Origin of the sequence: Actinacidiphila sp. bgisy167 (assembly GCF_965342175.1) — a bacterium.
Taxonomy (GTDB): Bacteria; Actinomycetota; Actinomycetes; order Streptomycetales; family Streptomycetaceae; genus Actinacidiphila.
The window spans coordinates 59,031-77,050 of record NZ_CBDRBL010000016.1; the positions used below are offsets into that span (position 1 = coordinate 59,031).

At 71.6% G+C, this 18,020-nt stretch carries 16 protein-coding genes; all 16 read right to left on the reverse strand.

Annotation, left to right across the window (positions count from 1 at the left end):
- Positions 1–42: 42 nt before the first annotated feature.
- The 16 genes from atpE to lysA all read right to left on the reverse strand — a co-directional run bounded on the left by atpE (position 43) and on the right by lysA (position 18,018).
- Positions 43–291 carry an ATP synthase F0 subunit C gene (atpE, locus tag ACRWND_RS09115; protein WP_361800962.1) on the reverse strand — a complete coding sequence of 83 codons (249 nt, stop codon included), beginning with the start codon at positions 289–291 and terminating at the stop codon, positions 43–45.
- 78 nt (positions 292–369) lie between these two features.
- Positions 370–1,200, reverse strand: coding sequence for a F0F1 ATP synthase subunit A (gene atpB / locus ACRWND_RS09120; protein ID WP_431947920.1), 831 nt, complete (start codon positions 1,198–1,200; stop codon positions 370–372).
- A gap of 210 nt (positions 1,201–1,410) precedes the next feature.
- On the reverse strand, positions 1,411–1,824 hold the full coding sequence (locus ACRWND_RS09125; RefSeq protein ID WP_431947849.1) for a hypothetical protein: 414 nt from the start codon (positions 1,822–1,824) through the stop codon (positions 1,411–1,413).
- Positions 1,825–2,078: 254 nt separating this feature from the next.
- On the reverse strand, positions 2,079–3,386 hold the full coding sequence (locus tag ACRWND_RS09130; protein ID WP_431947851.1) for an MraY family glycosyltransferase: 1,308 nt from the start codon (positions 3,384–3,386) through the stop codon (positions 2,079–2,081).
- Positions 3,387–3,503: 117 nt separating this feature from the next.
- A complete protein-coding gene (gene glyA / locus ACRWND_RS09135; RefSeq protein WP_431947853.1) occupies positions 3,504–4,805 on the reverse strand; it encodes a serine hydroxymethyltransferase in 1,302 nt (433 codons plus the stop codon).
- 308 nt (positions 4,806–5,113) lie between these two features.
- Positions 5,114–5,746 carry a protein-tyrosine-phosphatase gene (locus tag ACRWND_RS09140; protein WP_431947855.1) on the reverse strand — a complete coding sequence of 211 codons (633 nt, stop codon included), beginning with the start codon at positions 5,744–5,746 and terminating at the stop codon, positions 5,114–5,116.
- Entirely contained in the window at positions 5,743–6,390 is a 648-nt protein-coding gene (locus tag ACRWND_RS09145) for an L-threonylcarbamoyladenylate synthase (RefSeq protein WP_431947857.1), read from the reverse strand. The genes ACRWND_RS09140 and ACRWND_RS09145 overlap by 4 nt, the downstream gene beginning before the upstream one ends.
- A 31-nt stretch (positions 6,391–6,421) precedes the next feature.
- Positions 6,422–7,267, reverse strand: a complete 846-nt coding sequence (prmC, locus tag ACRWND_RS09150) for a peptide chain release factor N(5)-glutamine methyltransferase (protein ID WP_431947859.1) — start codon at positions 7,265–7,267, stop codon at positions 6,422–6,424.
- Between the two features lie 16 nt (positions 7,268–7,283).
- On the reverse strand, positions 7,284–8,363 hold the full coding sequence (prfA, locus tag ACRWND_RS09155) for a peptide chain release factor 1 (protein ID WP_431947861.1): 1,080 nt from the start codon (positions 8,361–8,363) through the stop codon (positions 7,284–7,286).
- Between the two features lie 114 nt (positions 8,364–8,477).
- A complete protein-coding gene (gene rpmE, locus ACRWND_RS09160) occupies positions 8,478–8,702 on the reverse strand; it encodes a 50S ribosomal protein L31 (protein ID WP_431947863.1) in 225 nt (74 codons plus the stop codon).
- 123 nt (positions 8,703–8,825) lie between these two features.
- Positions 8,826–9,950: an LCP family protein gene (locus ACRWND_RS09165; RefSeq protein ID WP_431947865.1), complete on the reverse strand. Its 1,125-nt coding sequence runs from the start codon at positions 9,948–9,950 to the stop codon at positions 8,826–8,828.
- 536 nt (positions 9,951–10,486) lie between these two features.
- Positions 10,487–12,436 carry a transcription termination factor Rho gene (gene rho, locus ACRWND_RS09170; RefSeq protein ID WP_431947867.1) on the reverse strand — a complete coding sequence of 650 codons (1,950 nt, stop codon included), beginning with the start codon at positions 12,434–12,436 and terminating at the stop codon, positions 10,487–10,489.
- Positions 12,437–12,831: 395 nt separating this feature from the next.
- Positions 12,832–13,755, reverse strand: coding sequence for a homoserine kinase (thrB, locus tag ACRWND_RS09175; RefSeq protein WP_431947868.1), 924 nt, complete (start codon positions 13,753–13,755; stop codon positions 12,832–12,834).
- Positions 13,756–14,056: 301 nt separating this feature from the next.
- Positions 14,057–15,145, reverse strand: coding sequence for a threonine synthase (gene thrC / locus ACRWND_RS09180; RefSeq protein ID WP_431947870.1), 1,089 nt, complete (start codon positions 15,143–15,145; stop codon positions 14,057–14,059).
- 5 nt (positions 15,146–15,150) lie between these two features.
- Positions 15,151–16,500 (reverse strand): homoserine dehydrogenase, encoded by a 1,350-nt coding sequence (locus ACRWND_RS09185; RefSeq protein WP_431947872.1) that lies wholly within the window; start codon positions 16,498–16,500, stop codon positions 15,151–15,153.
- 126 nt (positions 16,501–16,626) lie between these two features.
- Positions 16,627–18,018 carry a diaminopimelate decarboxylase gene (lysA, locus tag ACRWND_RS09190; protein WP_431947874.1) on the reverse strand — a complete coding sequence of 464 codons (1,392 nt, stop codon included), beginning with the start codon at positions 18,016–18,018 and terminating at the stop codon, positions 16,627–16,629.
- Positions 18,019–18,020: the final 2 nt, after the last annotated feature.

The following is an 18,020-nucleotide window of genomic DNA, read 5'->3' on the forward strand; positions in this document are numbered from 1 at the left end:
CAGTGCCTTCCGTCGAAAGGGGTTGGTCTCGTCAGCCCGGACTCAGGAGGTCGGGTAGACGAACGGCATGACCAGACCGATCAGGGCGAGCGCCTCACAGAAGGCGAAGCCGAGGATCTGGTTGGCACGGATCAGGCCGGCGGCCTCGGGCTGGCGGGCGAGCGCCTGCGTGCCGTTGCCGAAGATGATGCCGATGCCGACGCCGGGGCCGATGGCCGCGAGGCCGTAGCCGATGGAGCCGAGGTTGCCCTTGATTTCGACACCAGCAGCGAGGGTCTGCAGAACGGACATGCCGGTTCTTCCTTCTCTTTCACGGACCGGTGGGGGTTGGCCACCGGACAATCGGGGGGTGCGGAGCGGTCAGGCTGCTCAGTGGTGCTCGGCGAGCGCGCCCTGGATGTAGGAGCAGGCCAGGAGCACGAAGACGTACGCCTGGACGGCCTGGATGAAGAGCTCGAAGGCGGTCATGACGATGACCATCACGAACGAGACGCCGGCGTAGGCGATGCCGATGCCGTTGAGCAGGTACCAGCTGGCGATGGTGAACAGCAGCAGCAGGACGTGCCCGGCGAACATGTTCGCGAACAGTCGCACGGCGTGCGTGAAGGGCCGCACGATGACGTTGGAGAGGAACTCCAGGCCGACGACCATCGGCAGCACCGCGCCGAGGGACTTGTCGTAGCCGGTGATGTTCTTCCAGCCGCCGACGAAGCCGTGCTTCTTGAAGGTCAGCGAGATCCAGGTGACGTACACGATCGCGGCGAGCGCGGCCGGGTAGCTGATGATCGCCGTCACGGGGAACTGGGCGATCGGCACGATCGACCACAGGTTCATGATCCAGACGAAGAAGAACAGCGCGACCATGAAGGGCACGTACTTCTCGCCGTCCCGCTTGCCGATCGTCTCGTAGACGATGCCGCGCCGGACGAAGTCGTAGCCGGCCTCGGCGACCATCTGCAGCTTGCCGGGGACGATCTTCGGCTTGGCGAAGGCAGCCCAGAAGAAGCCGACGATCACGATGCTGCCGATCAGCGCCAGCAGCATCGTCTTGTTGAAGTAGACGCTGCTGTCCCCGTCGCCGATCAGCGGCTTGAAGAGGAAGGAGTGCAGGCCGGGGGCCGGGAAGCCGCACCCGTCGAAGATGTGGCAGTTCGTCTCGAAGGCGAGCGTCGTTACATCACTCACCGAGAGCTCCTTCAGCGTGGCGCATAGGTACGGCAACCTCTACGTGTCGGCGCGGCACACGGCCACGGAACGGCACTGGACTGGTCTTGCGGATGTGGGGGCGGCGGGTGGGCGCTTGGCCGAGGGGCTGTTGCGAAGGCATGACTGCCACCCGCGCCAGCTCTGCCGCAGTTGAGACCGGACGATAGCAAACGAGCGGAACGCCGCTTGCACCGGCCCTGCCTTTCACGGTGAAGTTCCGGCGGATCCGGGCTCCACGTACAGCATCTTGGTCTTCATGTGAGCACGGGCCTGGGCCGCGATCCACACCAGGGTCGTGCCGAGCAGTGTGAAGGCGAACACCTGGGTGTCGAACAGCGTCGTGTGCTTGAAGACGGCCAGCACGATGGCGAGCAGCAGCAGCTGCACGGTGTAGAGCATCAGGCCCATCGCCTGGAACAGCGAGGGGTAGGAGCGGGCGGTGCGCTGAAGCACCGTCAGGCCGATTCCCATGAAGACGATCACCACCAGCGCGCCGAAGCCCGCTCCGATCGCCCCCTTGCCGCCCGCGAGCACACCGGAGACAGCGGCCGCTGCCACCCCCGCCGCGGCCGCGGGCACGGCGCAGAGCAGGAGCGTTCGGACGTCGTTGGACTGCATGGCGGCAGCTCCTCCGGCGAGGTCGGGTACAGGGATCGTCGAGGACGAGGGTAGCCCGGCTGCGGGGGCATGCCTCATGCCGGAAGACCATCGCTCTAGGGTCTTTCGGCTTGACTCCGGGTTCTCGTGAACGGTATCACAAACTATTTGATGAGTCCTTTACCCGGTTCGTGTGTGCCCTGTCACACGGACGGAGTAATCATCGCAGCGTCAACCTGACTCCGCGAGTCGAGTGTGCTATCGGGCGGCCGAGGCTACGACCGGCGGTCCGACCCCCGGCCGGCTTCCACCAGCGAGCGGGCACTGAGCGCGGTCGCTCCGTTGACGCCGGGCGCCTCCCCGGCGGCGATGGCGGCCGCGGCGGCGCTGTGGGCCGCGTGCGCGGCCTCCGCCCGGTTGCGGCGGTAGCGCGGCGGAACGAACGACTCCGCCCAGCGCGGCGCCCGCGGCTGGAAGCGCGGCAGCAGCAGGGCGATCAGCCCCATCGCGCTCAGCACCACGATGCTCAGCACGATCCACAGGCTCGAGGAGTTGACCGAGAAGGCGACCGCGCCGAAGGAGATCAGCGCGGACCAGAAGTACATGATCCACACGGCCCGGCTGTGCGAGTGCCCGATGTCCAGCAGTCGGTGGTGGAGATGGCCGCGGTCGGCGGCGAACGGCGACTGCCCGTTCCACGTCCGGCGCACGATGGCCAGCACCAGGTCGGCCGCGGGGATCGCGATGAGCGTCAGCGGCAGCAGCAGCGGCATGTAGACCGGCACCATGAAGTGCGTGGTGTCCCGGGTCGAGCCGGTGAGGTTGGTGATGGCGTCCGGATCGGTCTGACCGGTGATCGAGATGGCGCCGGAGGCCAGCACCAGGCCGATCAGCATCGAGCCCGAGTCGCCCATGAAGATCCGCGCGGGGTGCAGGTTGTGCGGCAGGAAGCCCACGCACATCCCGATGAGGATGGCGCTGAACAGCGTCGCCGGGGCGGCGGCCTCGATGCCGTAGCCGTACCAGATCCGGTACGCGTACATGAAGAACGCGATCGCGGCGATGCACACCATCCCGGACGCGAGTCCGTCGAGTCCGTCGACGAAGTTCACCGCGTTGATCGTGATCACAACCAGTGCCACGGTCAGCAGCGTCGACTGCACCGGTGTGAGCGCGACGATGCCCTTGCCCGGGATCGGCAGCCACAGGACGGTCAGGCCCTGCAGCACCATCACGCCGGCCGCGATCATCTGCGCGCCCAGCTTGATCAGTGCGTCCACGCCCCACTTGTCGTCCAGCACACCCAGCAGCCAGATCAGTCCGGCGCCCGACAGCAGCGCCCGCGGCTCGTTGGAGAGCTCGAAGACGCTCTTGAGGTTGGTCAGGTGGGCCGCCACCAGCAGACCCGCGCACAGGCCGCCGAACATGGCGATGCCGCCGAGGCGTGGCGTGGGTTCGCGGTGGACGTCACGGTCACGGATCTCGGGCATGGCGCCTGCCGCGATGGCGAACTTCCGCACCGGCCCCGTGAGGAGGTAGGTCACGGCTGCTGCCACGCACAGGGTCAGAAGGTACTCGCGCACGGGCACACCCTATTCGCGTCCGGGTGGCGACTGTGAACACAGGTGAAGACTCACAGCGGGTCCCCAGGGTTGCACACGCCCGCCGCGATGAGCGGTCCGGCCCCTGTGAGGCGCGTCTCAGCCGGGGTACGGCGGGAATGCCCCGACCAGCTCCGCGACCTCGGCGGCCAGCCCCCGCTCCTCCCGCAGCGCCCGCACGATCAGGTCCGCGACCTGCGGCATCTGCTCCTCGCGCATCCCCTGGGTGGTCACCGACGCGGTCCCCAGGCGGATGCCCGAACCGGCCGCGCAGGGCTCCGTGTCGTAGGGCAGCGTGTACTTGTCGAGCACGATCCCGGCGGCCGCGCACAGCCCGCGGGCGTGCATCCCGGTCACGCCGAGGGCCGACACGTCGGCGGCGATCAGGTGGGTGTCCGTGCCGCCGGTGGCGATGCGCAGCCCGTGCCCGGCGAGCGCGTCGGCGAGGGCGCGGGCGTTGGCGACGACCTGGTGCGCGTAGAGCGCGAACTCCGGCCGCGCCGCCTCGCCGAGCGCCACCGCCTTCGCCGCGACGGCGTGCATGTGCGGACCCCCCTGCGAGAAGGGGAACACCGCCCGGTCGATGCGCCGGGCCAGGCCGGCGCCGCACAGGATCATCCCGCCGCGGGGGCCGCGCAGGGTCTTGTGCGTGGTGGCGCACACGACGTCCGCGTAGGGCACGGGGTTGGGGGCGGCGCCCCCGGCGACCAGGCCGAGCGTGTGCGCGGCGTCCACGATCAGATAGGCGCCGACCTCGTCCGCGATCTCCCGGAACGCGGCGTAGTCGATGTGGCGGGGGTAGGCGATCCCGCCGCAGACGATCGCCTTCGGGCGGTGCCGGTACGCCAGCTCCCGCAGCTGCTCGTAGTCGATCAGGCCGCCCTCCTCGAAGGTCTCGCTCCGCGTCACCCCGTATCCGGCGATGTGGAACCAGCGGCCGGAGAAGTTCGACTCGGACCCGTGGGTGAGGTGGCCGCCGTGCGCCAGCGACATCGCCAGGACGGTGTCCCCTGGCACCAGGAGGGCCGCGTAGGCGGCCAGTACGGCCGAGGAGCCGGAGTAGGGCTGCACGTTCGCGTGCGCGGCTCCGAACAGCCGTGTGGCCCGTTCCACGGCCAGCCGCTCGGCCAGGTCCACCAGCTCGCACCCGGCGTGGTGCCGGTGGCCGGGGTAGCCCTCGGCGTACTTGTTGGCGAGCGGCGACCCGAGGGCCGCCAGGACGGCCGGGGACGTGAAGTTCTCGCCCGCGATCAACTGCAGGCAGGACGCCTGCCGCTGGGCCTCGCCGAGGAGGATGTCGGCGAGCTCGGGGTCGTGGGCGCGCAGCTCGTCGAAGCCGGGGCCCGCGGCCGGGAGCGCGGGGGTGACTATTCGAGGTGAAGACGCTTCCGCGGTGGGCATGGCGGCGCTCCGGGGGCGGCGGGGAAGGCTCTCACCTGCCACTGTCGCACCCTTGCCGGCATTTCGCGTCGCGTTGTGCTCCACCGGGGGCCGCCGGGCGCACTCCGCGGGCGGCCGCTCGGGTTCCGGACGCGCGGTCGCGGCCGTGTGCGACGGAGGAGGGGTGCGACGGAGGAGGGGTGGGACGGGGTGCGGGTACGACAGGAGACGGGTGCGACGGGATGCCGCCGCGGCACGGCCGGACCTTCCGCCCGAGCCGCCGCGCGGTGTGCGTCGGGCGGTGTGCGGTGTGCGTCGGGCGGTCGGCGTCAGGCGGTCGGCGCCGGGACCCCGGTGAGCGCGGTCAGGACGGGGTCCAGCGCGTCGTGGATCTCCTCGCCGATGCTGCGGAAGAACGTCAGCGGGGCGCCGTAGGGGTCGTGCACCTCGTCCGCGTCGGCGGTGGGCGCCAGCAGCCACCCGCGCAACGCCGCGGCGGCGCGCACCAGGGAGCGCGCCCGCTCGGTCACACTGCCCTCCGGCAGCGTCGCCGGGTCTATCGCCTTCACCAGCCGGGTGAATTCCTTGAGCGTGAAGGTGCGCAGCCCCGCCGCGTGCCCCATGGAGATCACCTGGGCGCGGTGGTCGCGGGTCGCGGTCAGCACGAGGTCGGCGTCGATCACATGGTCGTCGAGGAGTTCACGCCCGAGGAACCCCGTCGGGTCGGCGGCGTACTCCGCGAGCACCGTCGCGGCGTGCGCCTCCATGGGCGCGCCCTCGTGCCCCCAGGTGCCGGCGCTCTCCACCACGATGCCCGCGGCGCCGTCACCGAGGCGCAGCGCCAGCTCGTGCCGGGTCAGCCGCTCGGCCATCGGCGAGCGGCAGACGTTGCCGGTGCAGACGTGGAGGATGCGGAACGGGCGCTCACCGTGATCCCACTGCCCGGGTATGGGCGGTGTCAATTGCCGGCCTCCAGGTCGGGTACGACCTCGCGGAGCTGCTCCGCGCTGATCGCGCCCGCCCGCAGCAGGACGGGCACCTTGCCGGTGACGTCCACGATGGAGGACGGCACGGCCGCGGGCGTCGGACCGCCGTCGAGGTAGATCGCGACGGAGTCGCCCAGCATCTCCTGCGCCGCGTCGCAGTCCTGCGGCGAGGGGTGGCCGGTCAGGTTGGCGCTGGAGACCGCCATCGGACCGGTCTCGGTCAGCAGTTCGATGGCGACCGGGTGCAGCGGCATGCGGACGGCGACGGTGCCCCGGGTGTCCCCCAGGTCCCACTGCAGCGACGGCTGGTGCCGGGCGACGAGGGTGAGCGCACCCGGCCAGAAGGCGTCGACCAGCTCCCAGGCGTGCTCGCTGAAGTCGGTGACCAGGCCGTGCAGGGTGTTCGGGGAGCCGACCAGCACGGGCGAGGGCATACCCCGGCCCCGGCCCTTGGCCTCCAGCAGGTCGCCGACGGCCTCGGCGTTGAACGCGTCCGCGCCGATCCCGTAGACGGTGTCGGTGGGCAGCACCACGAGCTCGCCGCGGCGTACGGCGGACGCGGCCTCGCGCAGTCCGGCAGCCCGGTCCGTCACGTCCGAGCAGTCGTAACGCCGTGCCATCAGCAGACCTCCATGACGTGTGGCGCCGTTGTCACGGCGTCGCCTTGCGGGCGGTGGTGAACCGGGGGCGGTTGTTGAGGTCGGGGTGGTCGGCGGCGTCCGCCCAGCCGGCCTCCTCGGTGAAGATCCAGGGCACCTGGCCGCCCTGGGTGTCGGCGTGCTCGATGACGACGACCCCGCCGGGCCGCAGCAGCCGGTGCGCGGTGCGCTCGATGCCGCGGATGGTGTCCAGGCCGTCCTCACCGGAGAACAGCGCCATCTCGGGGTCGTGGTCGCGGGCCTCCGGCGCCACGTACTCCCATTCGGTGAGCGGGATGTAGGGCGGATTGGAGATCACCAGGTCCACCTGGCCGTTGAGGTCCTGGAAGGCCTCCAGGGCGTCCCCCTGCCGCAGGTCGACCTTGCTGCCCTCGACGTTCTTGCGGGCCCACACCAGCGCCTCGTCGGACAGCTCCACCGCGTGCACCCGGCTGCGCGGCACCTCCTGCGCCAGGGCGAGCGCGATGGCGCCCGACCCGGTGCACAGGTCGACGATGAGCGGCTCGGCGACGTCCATGGCGCGCACGGCGTCTATGGCCCACCCGACGACCGACTCGGTCTCCGGGCGGGGCACGAACACCCCGGGGCCGACCTGGAGTTCCAGATAGCGGAAGAACGCGCGGCCCGTAATGTGCTGCAGCGGCTCACGGGCCTCGCGGCGGGCCACGGCCTCCCAGTAGCGCGCGTCGAAGTCGGCGTCGGCGACGGTGTGCAGCGCACCCCGCTTCACCCCGTGCACATACGCCGCGAGCTCCTCCGCGTCGAACCGCGGCGAGGGGACGCCGGCGTCGGCCAGCCGCTGGGTCGCCTGGGCGACCTCGGCGAGCAGCAGGTTCACGTTCTCCGCCTCCGGTTCAGCTTCCGTCGCCCGCGGCCGCCAGCTTGGCCGCCGAATCGGCGTCGACGCAGGCCTGGATCACCGCGTCCAGGTCTCCGTCGAGGACCTGGTCCAAGTTGTACGCCTTGAAGCCGACGCGGTGGTCGGAGATGCGGTTCTCCGGGAAGTTGTACGTGCGGATGCGCTCGCTGCGGTCCACGGTGCGCACCTGGCTGCGGCGGGCGTCGGAGGCCTCGCGCTCGGCCTCCTCCTGCGCGGCGGCCAGCAGCCGGGAGCGCAGGATGCGCATCGCCTGCTCCTTGTTCTGCAGCTGGCTCTTCTCGTTCTGGCAGGAGACGACGATGCCGGTGGGCAGGTGGGTGATGCGGACAGCGGAGTCGGTGGTGTTGACCGACTGGCCGCCGGGGCCGGAGGAGCGGTAGACGTCGATGCGCAGGTCGTTGGGGCCGATCTCGACCTCGACCTCCTCGGCCTCCGGGGTGACCAGCACGCCGGCGGCGGAGGTGTGGATGCGGCCCTGCGACTCGGTGGCCGGCACGCGCTGGACGCGGTGCACGCCGCCCTCGTACTTCAGCCGGGCCCAGACGCCCTGGCCGGGTTCCGCGGTGCCCTTGGTCTTCACCGCGACCTGGACGTCCTTGTAACCGCCGAGGTCGGAGGCGTTGGCGTCGATGATCTCGGTCTTCCAGCCCAGGCGCTCGGCGTAGCGCAGGTACATCCGCAGCAGGTCGCCCGCGAACAGCGCCGACTCCTCGCCGCCCTCGCCGGCCTTGACCTCGAGGATCACGTCCTTGTCGTCGCTGGGGTCGCGCGGGACGAGCAGCAGCCGCAGCTTGTCGGTGAGCTCCTCGCGGTGCCGCTCCAGGTCCTTGACCTCGGAGGCGAACTCGGGGTCGTCCGCGGCCAGTTCCCGGGCGGTCTCGATGTCCTCGCCGGCCTGCTTCCAGCCGCGGTAGGTGCCGATGATGGGGGTCAGTTCGGCGTAGCGCTTGTTGAGCCTGCGTGCGTTGGCCTGGTCGGCGAAGACCGCCGGGTCGGCAAGCTTCTTCTCGAGGTCGGCGTACTCGCCGATCAGTTCCTCGACCGCCTCGAACATCAGGATCCCTGCTTTTGAAAGGGGTGAACGCCGGTGTACCAGCCTGGGACGACAAAGCGCCGGTCCGGCCGCCGGAGGATATCCGGGCGGCCGCGGACCGGCGCTCTCGGGTCGCTACTTCTTGGCGGACCCGGCCGCCTTGCCGAAGCGGGCCTCGAAGCGGGCCACGCGGCCACCGGTGTCGAGGATCTTCTGCTTGCCCGTGTAGAACGGGTGGCACGCGGAGCACACGTCGGCGCGGATGACGCCGCCGGTGACGGTGCTACGGGTGGTGAAGGAGTTGCCGCAGGTGCAGCTGACCTGCGTCTCCACGTACTCCGGGTGGATTTCGCGCTTCAAGGGATTCTCCTAGTGTTCGGGAGGGTCCCGGGTCGTGCAGCGGGCTTGCGTCACGTGAACCGGGGCCGACGGACCAGTCTGCCAGCACTGGCCGCATCTGCCCAAACCGGGGGCCGTGGTGATCTATTCCGCGCGCTCGGCGGGCTGCCGCACGGCGCTGCGCACCACACCGCCCGTGTCGACGTCGTCACCGGCCGAGCCCTTGGTGGCGGAGGCGGGAATCGGCTTGTCGGCCCGCAGGGCGGCCCAGATCCGCTCCGCCTGGTCGGTGATCGGCAGGACGCGGTTGGGGTCGGCGGGGTCGTAGCGCACCGGCATGGTGACCATGCCGATGTCCTGCGAGCCCAGGCCCTTCAGGCTCTCCCCGAGGGAGACCAGCTTCTTGACCGACGCCAGCTCCGAGTCGGTGGTGATGGCGCCGGTGGCGGTGTCGGCGATCTCGTAGAGCCGGGTCGGCGAGCTCAGCAGCCCGATCCCGTCGACCCGGTCCACCAGGGCCTTCAGAAAGGCCTGCTGCAGCCTTATCCGGCCCAGGTCGCTGCCGTCCCCGACCCCGTGGCGGGTGCGGACCAGGCCGAGGGCCTGCTTGCCGTCCAGGTGGTGGGTGCCGGCCGGCAGGTGCAGATGGCTGCGGCTGTCGTCGATGGCCTGGCTGGTGGTGACGGTGACCCCGCCGAGGGCGTCGATGAGGTGCTGGAAGCCGACGAAGTCGATCTCGATGTAGTGGTCCATGCGGATGCCGGTCATCGTCTCGGCCGTCTTGACCGCGCAGGCGGGGCCGCCGATCGCATACGCCTCGTTGAACATCTCGCCCTGCCGGGCGGGGGCGGTGCCGCCGCCGGGCCGGGCGCAGGCGGGCCGGTCGACGAGGGTGTCGCGGGGGATGCTGACCACGCTCGCCCGCTGGTGCCCCTGGTAGACGTGGACGATCATCGCGGTGTCGGAGCGGGCGGTCCCGTCGTCCTGGCCGCCGCCGGCCCTCTGGTTGCCGCCCGAGCGGGAGTCGGAGCCGAGGACGAGGATGTCCATCGAGCCGTTGTCGACGTCGGCCGGGCGGTCGCGCCCGAGAAGGGCGTTGATGTCGATGCCCCGGATGTTGCCGTTGAGCTTGAGGTACAGGCACCCGGCGGCGGTGGTGGTCAGCACCAGGAACGACGCCACGACCCAGGCGGTGATCCGCAGGGCCCGGCGGCGTGGGCTGCGCGGGCGTCCCCGGTGGGCTCGTCCGTCCTCCGCGTGCTCGGGCATCGGCTCCTCTGTCCTGATCTGCTCCTTGTCGCAGGAATACCCCGTTCCGCATCTGATCAGCCATGGGAGGGATCCGCGCACAGGGCAATGACAGCGCGCCGGGGGCCGCCCCGCCCGCGGACGCGCCGGATACGCCGCAGGTGAGAGCCATCCGGTCGGTGCCGGGGAGACCGCGGGCGGCCGTGGGCGAGGGGGCGGCGGACGGCCGGAGGCCGGGGAACCGGAGGCAGCGAACTGCCGGAGGCCAAGGACGGCCGGGGGCAGCCTGGGGCGAGGGCTGTAGCGGATGGCCGCAGGCCGAGGCGCCGGAGGCAGCGGCCGCGGACAGCCGACGACCAGTGCCGGCAGACAGCCGGAGGCGGCCGGGGGTGACGCCAACAGCGGACGGCCGCAGGCCAAGGCGCCGGAGACAGCCGACGGCCGCGGGCAGCGAACAGCCGGAGGCCAAGGACGGCCGGGGGCGATCAACGACCGAAGGCCGGCCCCGTCACCGAAGTGACGGGGCCGGCCTCCTTCACCGGGCCGACGCCGGAGCGTCAGTCGTTGTTGCCACCCGGGGTGGTCTTGGCGATCTGCATCAGGAACTCGGCGTTGGACTTGGTCTGCTTCATCTTGTCCAGCAGCAGCTCGATCGCCTGCTGCGAGTCGAGCGCGTGCAGCACCCGGCGCAGCTTCCAGACGATGTTCAGCTCGTCCGGAGCCAGCAGGATCTCCTCCTTGCGGGTACCGGACGGGTCGACGTCCACCGCGGGGAAGATCCGCTTGTCGGCGAGCTTGCGGTCGAGCTTGAGCTCCATGTTGCCGGTGCCCTTGAACTCCTCGAAGATCACCTCGTCCATGCGCGAGCCGGTCTCGACCAGCGCGGTGGCCAGGATGGTCAGCGAGCCGCCGTCCTCGATGTTGCGCGCGGCGCCGAAGAAGCGCTTCGGCGGGTAGAGCGCGGTCGAGTCGACACCACCGGACAGGATGCGGCCGGAGGCGGGCGCCGCGAGGTTGTACGCGCGGCCCAGACGGGTGATGGAGTCGAGCAGGACGACGACGTCGTGGCCCAGCTCCACCAGCCGCTTGGCCCGCTCGATGGCGAGCTCGGCGACGGTGGTGTGGTCCTCGGCGGGGCGGTCGAAGGTCGAGGAGATGACCTCGCCCTTGACCGACCGCTGCATGTCGGTGACCTCTTCCGGACGCTCGTCGACGAGGACGACCATCAGGTGGCACTCGGGGTTGTTGCGGGTGATCGCGTTGGCGATGGCCTGCATGATGATCGTCTTGCCGGTCTTCGGCGGGGCCACGATCAGGCCGCGCTGGCCCTTTCCGATCGGGGCGACCAGGTCGATGATCCGGGTGATCAGCTGGCCGGGCTCGTTCTCCAGCCGCAGCCGCTCCTGCGGGTACAGCGGGGTGAGCTTGTTGAACTCCGGGCGGCCGCGGCCGCTCTCCGGGGCCATGCCGTTGACGGAGTCCAGGCGCACCAGCGCGTTGAACTTCTCGCGGCGCTCGCCGTCCTTGGGCTGGCGCACGGCGCCCGTGACGTGGTCGCCCTTGCGCAGGCCGTTCTTGCGCACCTGGGCGAGCGAGACGTACACGTCGTTCGGGCCCGGCAGGTAACCGGAGGTCCGGATGAACGCGTAGTTGTCCAGGATGTCCAGGATGCCGGCGACCGGGATCAGGACGTCGTCCTCGCCGACCTGCGGCTCGCCCGCGAAGTCGTCGCGGCGGTTGCCGCCGCGGCCGCGGCGGTCGCGGTAGCGGCCCCGGCGGCGGCGGCCGCCGCCGTCGAACTCGTCGTCGTCCTGCTGGCCGCCGCCCTGGGCGCCACCGCCCTGCTGCTGGCCCTGGCCCCCGCCCTGCTGCTGACGCTGCTGGCCGCCGTCCTCGCCGCCCTTGCGGCGGTCGCGCTGACGGTCCCGCTGACGGTCGCGGCGGCTCTCGCGGCGGTCGTCGCCGCCCCTGCCCTCGCCGGACTTGCCCTCGGCGGTGTCCACGGCGGCCTCGGCGCGGGCCTCGCCACGACCGTCGGCGCGGCCGTCGGCGGACTGCTCGGCCTTGGCGGGCTCCGCCTTGGCCTTGACCGCGGGTGCGGCCTTCTCGCCGGCCGGCTGGCCGGGGATCTCGATCTGCTTCGGCTGCTGCTCGCCGCCCTGGTTCCCGGCCTCGGCCGATTCACCCGTACGGGCGCGGGAGGTGGCGCGGCGCTTCGGCTTCTCGGCAACGGGCGCGCCGTCGGCGGAGGCCTTGGCGCCGCCGCCGGACTGCGCGGCCTTGATGGTCTCGATGAGCTGGCTCTTGCGCATCCGCGCGGTGCCCTTGATGCCCAGACCGGACGCGAGCTGCTGCAGCTCGGCCAGGACCATGCCCTCGAGTCCGGTACCCGTGCGGCGGCGCCGCGCGGCGGGGGCGGTGGCAGCACCGGTGGCAGGCGCGGCAGCATCGGACGCGGCGACAGGGCTGTCTGCGCGTACGCCCATCAGATCGGTGGTGTCGCTCACGAAGGGTCCTTCCCTGGAGCGGACGTCGGCCTGTCTGGCTCGGCGACCGGTCGTGCTGTCCGGATCCGGTCCTTAGCGCTTGCGCCGGACCCGGGGCGGTGGTCCGCCTGACGGCGGAGGAGATGATGTGGAACAAAAACACAGTTACCGGCGAGGTGAGAGTTCACTCTCGGGTGAAATGTCACCCGCGCCGTCTCCGGAGCGTGCTCGACACTGCCAGGCAGGCTGCCTATGCGGTGTGGGAGGCTCCCGGAAGAATGGGCGGTCCCGATGCGGGACACAGGGCACCGGGACAACAGGAACAACAAACGGGCGCCTGAGTCCACGGGTGCAGCAATGAGATTAACACTACCGGATCCAACAAACATTCCCCCTCTCTACGACCTGCAATCGTGTCACTGCCCCACAGCCAGCGGCAGCACACTCGCCCCTGCCGCGTCGAGGGCCAGACGGTTCGCCGCCCACCCCTCACCCGCCAGCCGGGAGACCTTGTCGGCGGTACCCTCGTCCGCGAGCGCCAGCACCGTGGGCCCCGCACCCGAGATGACGGCGGGCACGCCCTCGCCGCGCAGCCGGTTGACCAGTGCCGTGCTCTCCGGCATCGCGGTCGCCCGATACTCCTGGTGCAACCGGTCCTCGGTGGCGGGGAGCAGCAGGTCGGGGCGCCGGGTGAGGGCCTCGACGAGAAGTGCGGCGCGACCCGCGTTGGCCGCGGCGTCCACATGCGGGACGCTGCGCGGCAGCAGGCCCCGCGCGGTCTCGGTCAGCACCGGACGGTCGGGTACGAAGACCACCGGAACGACTGACGCGCAGGGATCCATCCGGACCGCGTGGGCCGCCCCGCCCTCAGTCCAGGCCAGTGTGAAGCCGCCGAGCAGACAGGCGGCGACATTGTCCGGGTGGCCCTCGATCTCGTTGGCCAGCTCCAGCAGCGCGGCGTCGTCGAGCCTGTCCTGCCCGCCTATCGTCACGGCGCGGGCGGCCATGATGCCGGCGCAGATGGCGGCGGAGGAGGAGCCGAGGCCGCGGCCGTGCGGGATGCGGTTGGCGCACACCACCTCCAGGCCGCGCGGCTGTCCGCCGAGCGCGTCGAAGGCGGTCCGCAGGGACCGTACGACCAGGTGGTTCTCGTCGCGGGAGAGGGAGTCGGCGCCTTCGCCGGCGATGTCGACGTGCAGACCGGAATCGGCCACCCGCACCACGACGTCGTCGTAGAGTCCGAGCGCCAGGCCGAAGGCGTCGAAGCCCGGTCCGAGGTTGGCGCTCGTCGCGGGGACGCGCACTCGGACGGCGGCGGCGCGGAAGGCTGGTCCGGCCATCGTTCGACGACTCTCCTTGCTTCAAGGGCGTTTCTGCCTCGCGGCGCCGCGGCATGCTTGCCGTACGGCGGCGAGGACTTGGGGACCGTACCAAGGGGATCCCGCGACGGGGACGCCCATGGCATGGGCCAAAACGGCGTGCGGCGGCGCCGGTGTGAGGTCAGCCTATCGAAGGAAGGTTCTCCTGCGACATAGGGCGCACAAACAGCGCGTGATGCGTGTCGCGCGTGAACCGTGCGCCCCTGCCGTCGCACGGGGGGGCGGGCGCGGCACGGGCCGCGCCCACCCCGCCACCCCGAGGTCAGCGCAGCCCGAGCCGCTCCGCGGCCGCGTCGGCGTCCACCGGAACGGTGATGGGCGGCGGTGCGCCGGCCACCGCCCAGTCGGGGTCCTTGAGGCCGTTGCCCGTGACCGTGCAGACGATCCGCTGTCCCGGGTCGACCTCGCCCTGCTCGGCGGCCTTCAGCAGCCCGGCGACGCTCGCGGCGGAGGCCGGCTCGACGAAGACGCCCTCCTGCGCGGCGAGCAGCCGGTACGCCGAGAGGATCTGACGGTCGGTCACCGAGTCGATCAGGCCGCCGGATTCGTCCCGGGCCTCCTCGGCGTACTGCCAGGAGGCCGGGTTGCCGATCCGGATCGCGGTGGCGATCGTCTGCGGACTGCGCACCGGCCGGCCCAGCACGATCGGCGCGGCGCCGGAGGCCTGGAAGCCCCACATGCGCGGACGGCGCGTCGACACGCCGTCCGCCGCGTATTCGCGGTAGCCCCTCCAGTACGCGGTGATGTTCCCGGCGTTGCCGACCGGCAGCACATGGACGTCCGGCGCGTCGCCGAGCGCGTCCACGATCTCGAAGGCGGCGGTCTTCTGACCCTCGATACGGTCCGGGTTCACCGAATTGACCAGCGCCACCGGGTACTTGTCGGACAGGCCGCGGGCGAGCTCCAGGCAGTCGTCGAAGTTGCCGTCGACCTGCAGGATCCGCGCCCCGTGCACCAGCGCCTGGCCCATCTTGCCCAGCGCGATCTTGCCCTGCGGCACCAGGACGGCGCACACCATCCCGGCCCGCACCGCGTAGGCGGCGGCCGAGGCGGAGGTGTTGCCGGTGGAGGCGCAGATGACCGCCTGCGCGCCCGCCTCCTTGGCCTTGGAGATCGCCATCGTCATGCCGCGGTCCTTGAAGGAGCCGGTGGGGTTGGCGCCCTCCACCTTCAGGAACACCTCGCACCCCGTGCGCTCGGACAGCACCTGGGCGGGGACGAGCGGGGTGCCCCCCTCCAGCAGCGTGACCACCGGGGTCGCCGCGCCGACCGGGAGCCGGTCCCGGTACTCCTCGATGAGGCCGCGCCACTGGTGGGTGGCCGGAACCCGGCCGGCGGACACTGCGTTCATGCTGGTCACTCCCCTTCCACACGCATGATGCTGGCCACGCCCCGGACGGTGTCGAGCCCCCGCAGCGCCTCGACGGTCGCCGACAGCGCCGAGTCGGGAGCCCGGTGGGTGACGACCACCAGCGAGGCCTCCCCGCCCTCCGCTCCCGCGCCGTCCCCCTGCTCGGCGGCGGCCTGGTCGCCGCCGCCCGGGTTCCGCCCCTGCTGCCGCACCGTGTCGATCGACACCTGGTGCTCCGCGAAAACCGTGGCGACCTGCGCCAGGACGCCCGGTTTGTCCGCCACGTCCAGGCTGATGTGGTAGCGGGTCACGACGTCGCCCATCGGGCTCACGGTGAGCCGCGCGTACGCGGACTCCCCCGGTCCCGTGCTGTTCGCCAGCTTGTTGCGGCACGTCGCCACCAGGTCGCCCAGCACCGCCGAGGCCGTCGGCGAGCCGCCCGCGCCGGGGCCGTAGAACATCAGCCTGCCGGCCGCCGCGGCCTCCACGAAGACCGCGTTGTACGCCTCGCGCACACTGGCCAGCGGATGCGTCAGCGGGATCATCGCCGGGTGGACGCGGGCGGAGACCGAACGCCCGTCGGCGCCGCGCTCGCAGATCGCCAGCAGCTTGACCGTGCAGCCCATCCGCCGGGCCGAGGCGATGTCGGCCGCGGTGACCTCGGTGATCCCCTCACGGTGGACGTCGCCGATGGTCACCCGGGTGTGGAAGGCGATGCCCGCCAGGATCGCGGCCTTGGCGGCGGCGTCGAAGCCCTCCACGTCGGCCGTCGGGTCCGCCTCCGCGTACCCAAGGGCGGTGGCCTCGTCCAGCGCCTCGGAGTAGCCGGCGCCGGTGGTGTCCATCTTGTCGAGGATGAAGTTGGTCGTGCCGTTGACGATGCCCAGCACCCGGTTGACCTTGTCGCCGGCCAGCGACTCGCGCAGCGGGCGGATCAGCGGGATGGCGCCGGCGACCGCGGCCTCGTAGTAGAGGTCCACCCCGTGCTCGACGGCGGCGGCGTGCAGCGCGGCGCCGTCCGCGGCCAGCAGCGCCTTGTTGGCGGACACCACGCTGGCGCCGTGCTCGAAGGCGGTGGTGATCAGCGAGCGGGCGGGCTCGACGCCGCCGATCACCTCGACGACCACGTCGATGTCCCCGCGTTTGACCAGGGCGGTCGCGTCCGTGGTGAGCAGCTCCACGGGCACGCCCGCGCGCACCCGGTTGGGCCGCCGTACGGCGATGCCGGCGAGCTCCACCGGCGCGCCGATCCGCGCGGCGAGGTCGTCGGCGTGCGTCGTCATGATGCGCGCGACCTCTGAGCCCACCACACCACAGCCCAGCAGCGCCACCTTCAGCGGACGCGTACGCATCATCCGACCTCGCTTCGCGTTTCGGCTCCTACCGAGCCTTTGGACCGTCCCAGTCTCACGCACCGGACGGGAGTTTCCCCGCACTGTCCGGATCGCGAGACCAGTCTTCTTACATGTGAGATCCCCCGGTCAGCCGACGTCGAGACGCAGGAGGTCGTCCTCCGTCTCGCGCCGGACGATCACCCGGGCCTCACCGTCCTTGACGGCGACCACCGGCGGGCGCAGGGCGTGGTTGTAGTTGCTGGCCATCGAGCGGCAGTACGCCCCCGTCGCCGGCACCGCCAGCAGGTCGCCGGGCGCCAGATCGGCGGGGAGGAAGGCGTCGCGCACCACGATGTCGCCCGACTCGCAGTGCTTGCCGACGACCCGGGTCAGCATCGGCTCGGCGTCGCTGGAGCGCGACACCAGCGCCACGCTGTACTCGGCGTCGTAGAGCGCGGTGCGGATGTTGTCCGACATCCCGCCGTCCACGCTCACATACGTCCGCAGCCCCTCCAAGGGCTTGATCGTTCCCACCTCGTACAGGGTGAACGCCGTCGGGCCCACGATCGCCCGGCCCGGCTCGACCGACAGCCGCGGCACGGTCAGCTCCGCCCCCCGGCACTCGCGGGTGACGATCTCCCCCAGCGACTTGGCGATCTCCTGCGGCTCGCGCGGGTCGTCGTCCGGGGTGTAGGCGATGCCGAGGCCGCCGCCGAGGTCGATCTCGGGCAGCTCCACCCCGTGCTCGTCGCGGATCTGCCGCAGCAGGCCGATCACCCGGTGCGCCGCCACCTCGAAGCCGGAGGTGTCGAAGATCTGCGAGCCGATGTGCGAGTGGATGCCGACCAGTTCCAGCGAGTCCAGGCGCAGCACACGGCGCACCGCCTCGGCCGCGTCCCCGCCGGTGAGGGAGAAGCCGAACTTCTGGTCCTCGTGCGCGGTGGCGATGAACTCGTGGGTGTGCGCCTCGACGCCGACGGTGACGCGGACCTGAACCCGCTGCCGGCGGCCCGCCTGCCGGGCGGCCTCCGCCACCCGGACGATCTCCTGGAAGGAGTCGAGCACGATCCGCCCCACCCCGGCCTCGACCGCCTGGCGGATCTCCGCGCCCGTCTTGTTGTTGCCGTGCAGCGCGATCCGCTCGGCCGGCATCCCCGCGGACAGCGCCACGGCCAGCTCGCCGCCGGAGCACACGTCGAGGTTGAGGCCCTCCTCGTACAGCCAGCGCACCACGGCGCGGGACAGGAACGCCTTGCCCGCGTAGAAGACGTCGGCGTCCTCCCCGAAGGCCTCGCGCCAGGCACGGCAGCGGGCCCGGAAGTCGGCCTCGTCCAGGATGTAGGCGGGGGTGCCGAACTCCTCGGCGAGGGCGCGCACGTCCAGACCGCCCACGGTGGCGACGCCCTCGGCGTCCCGGGTGACGGTGCGGGCCCAGACCCGGGGGTCGAGGGCGTTGAGGTCGGCGGGCGGCGCCGCGTAGTGGCCCTCGGGGAGGACGTCGGCGTGACGGGGTCCGGCGGGGTGTGCGGAACGGCTCATCG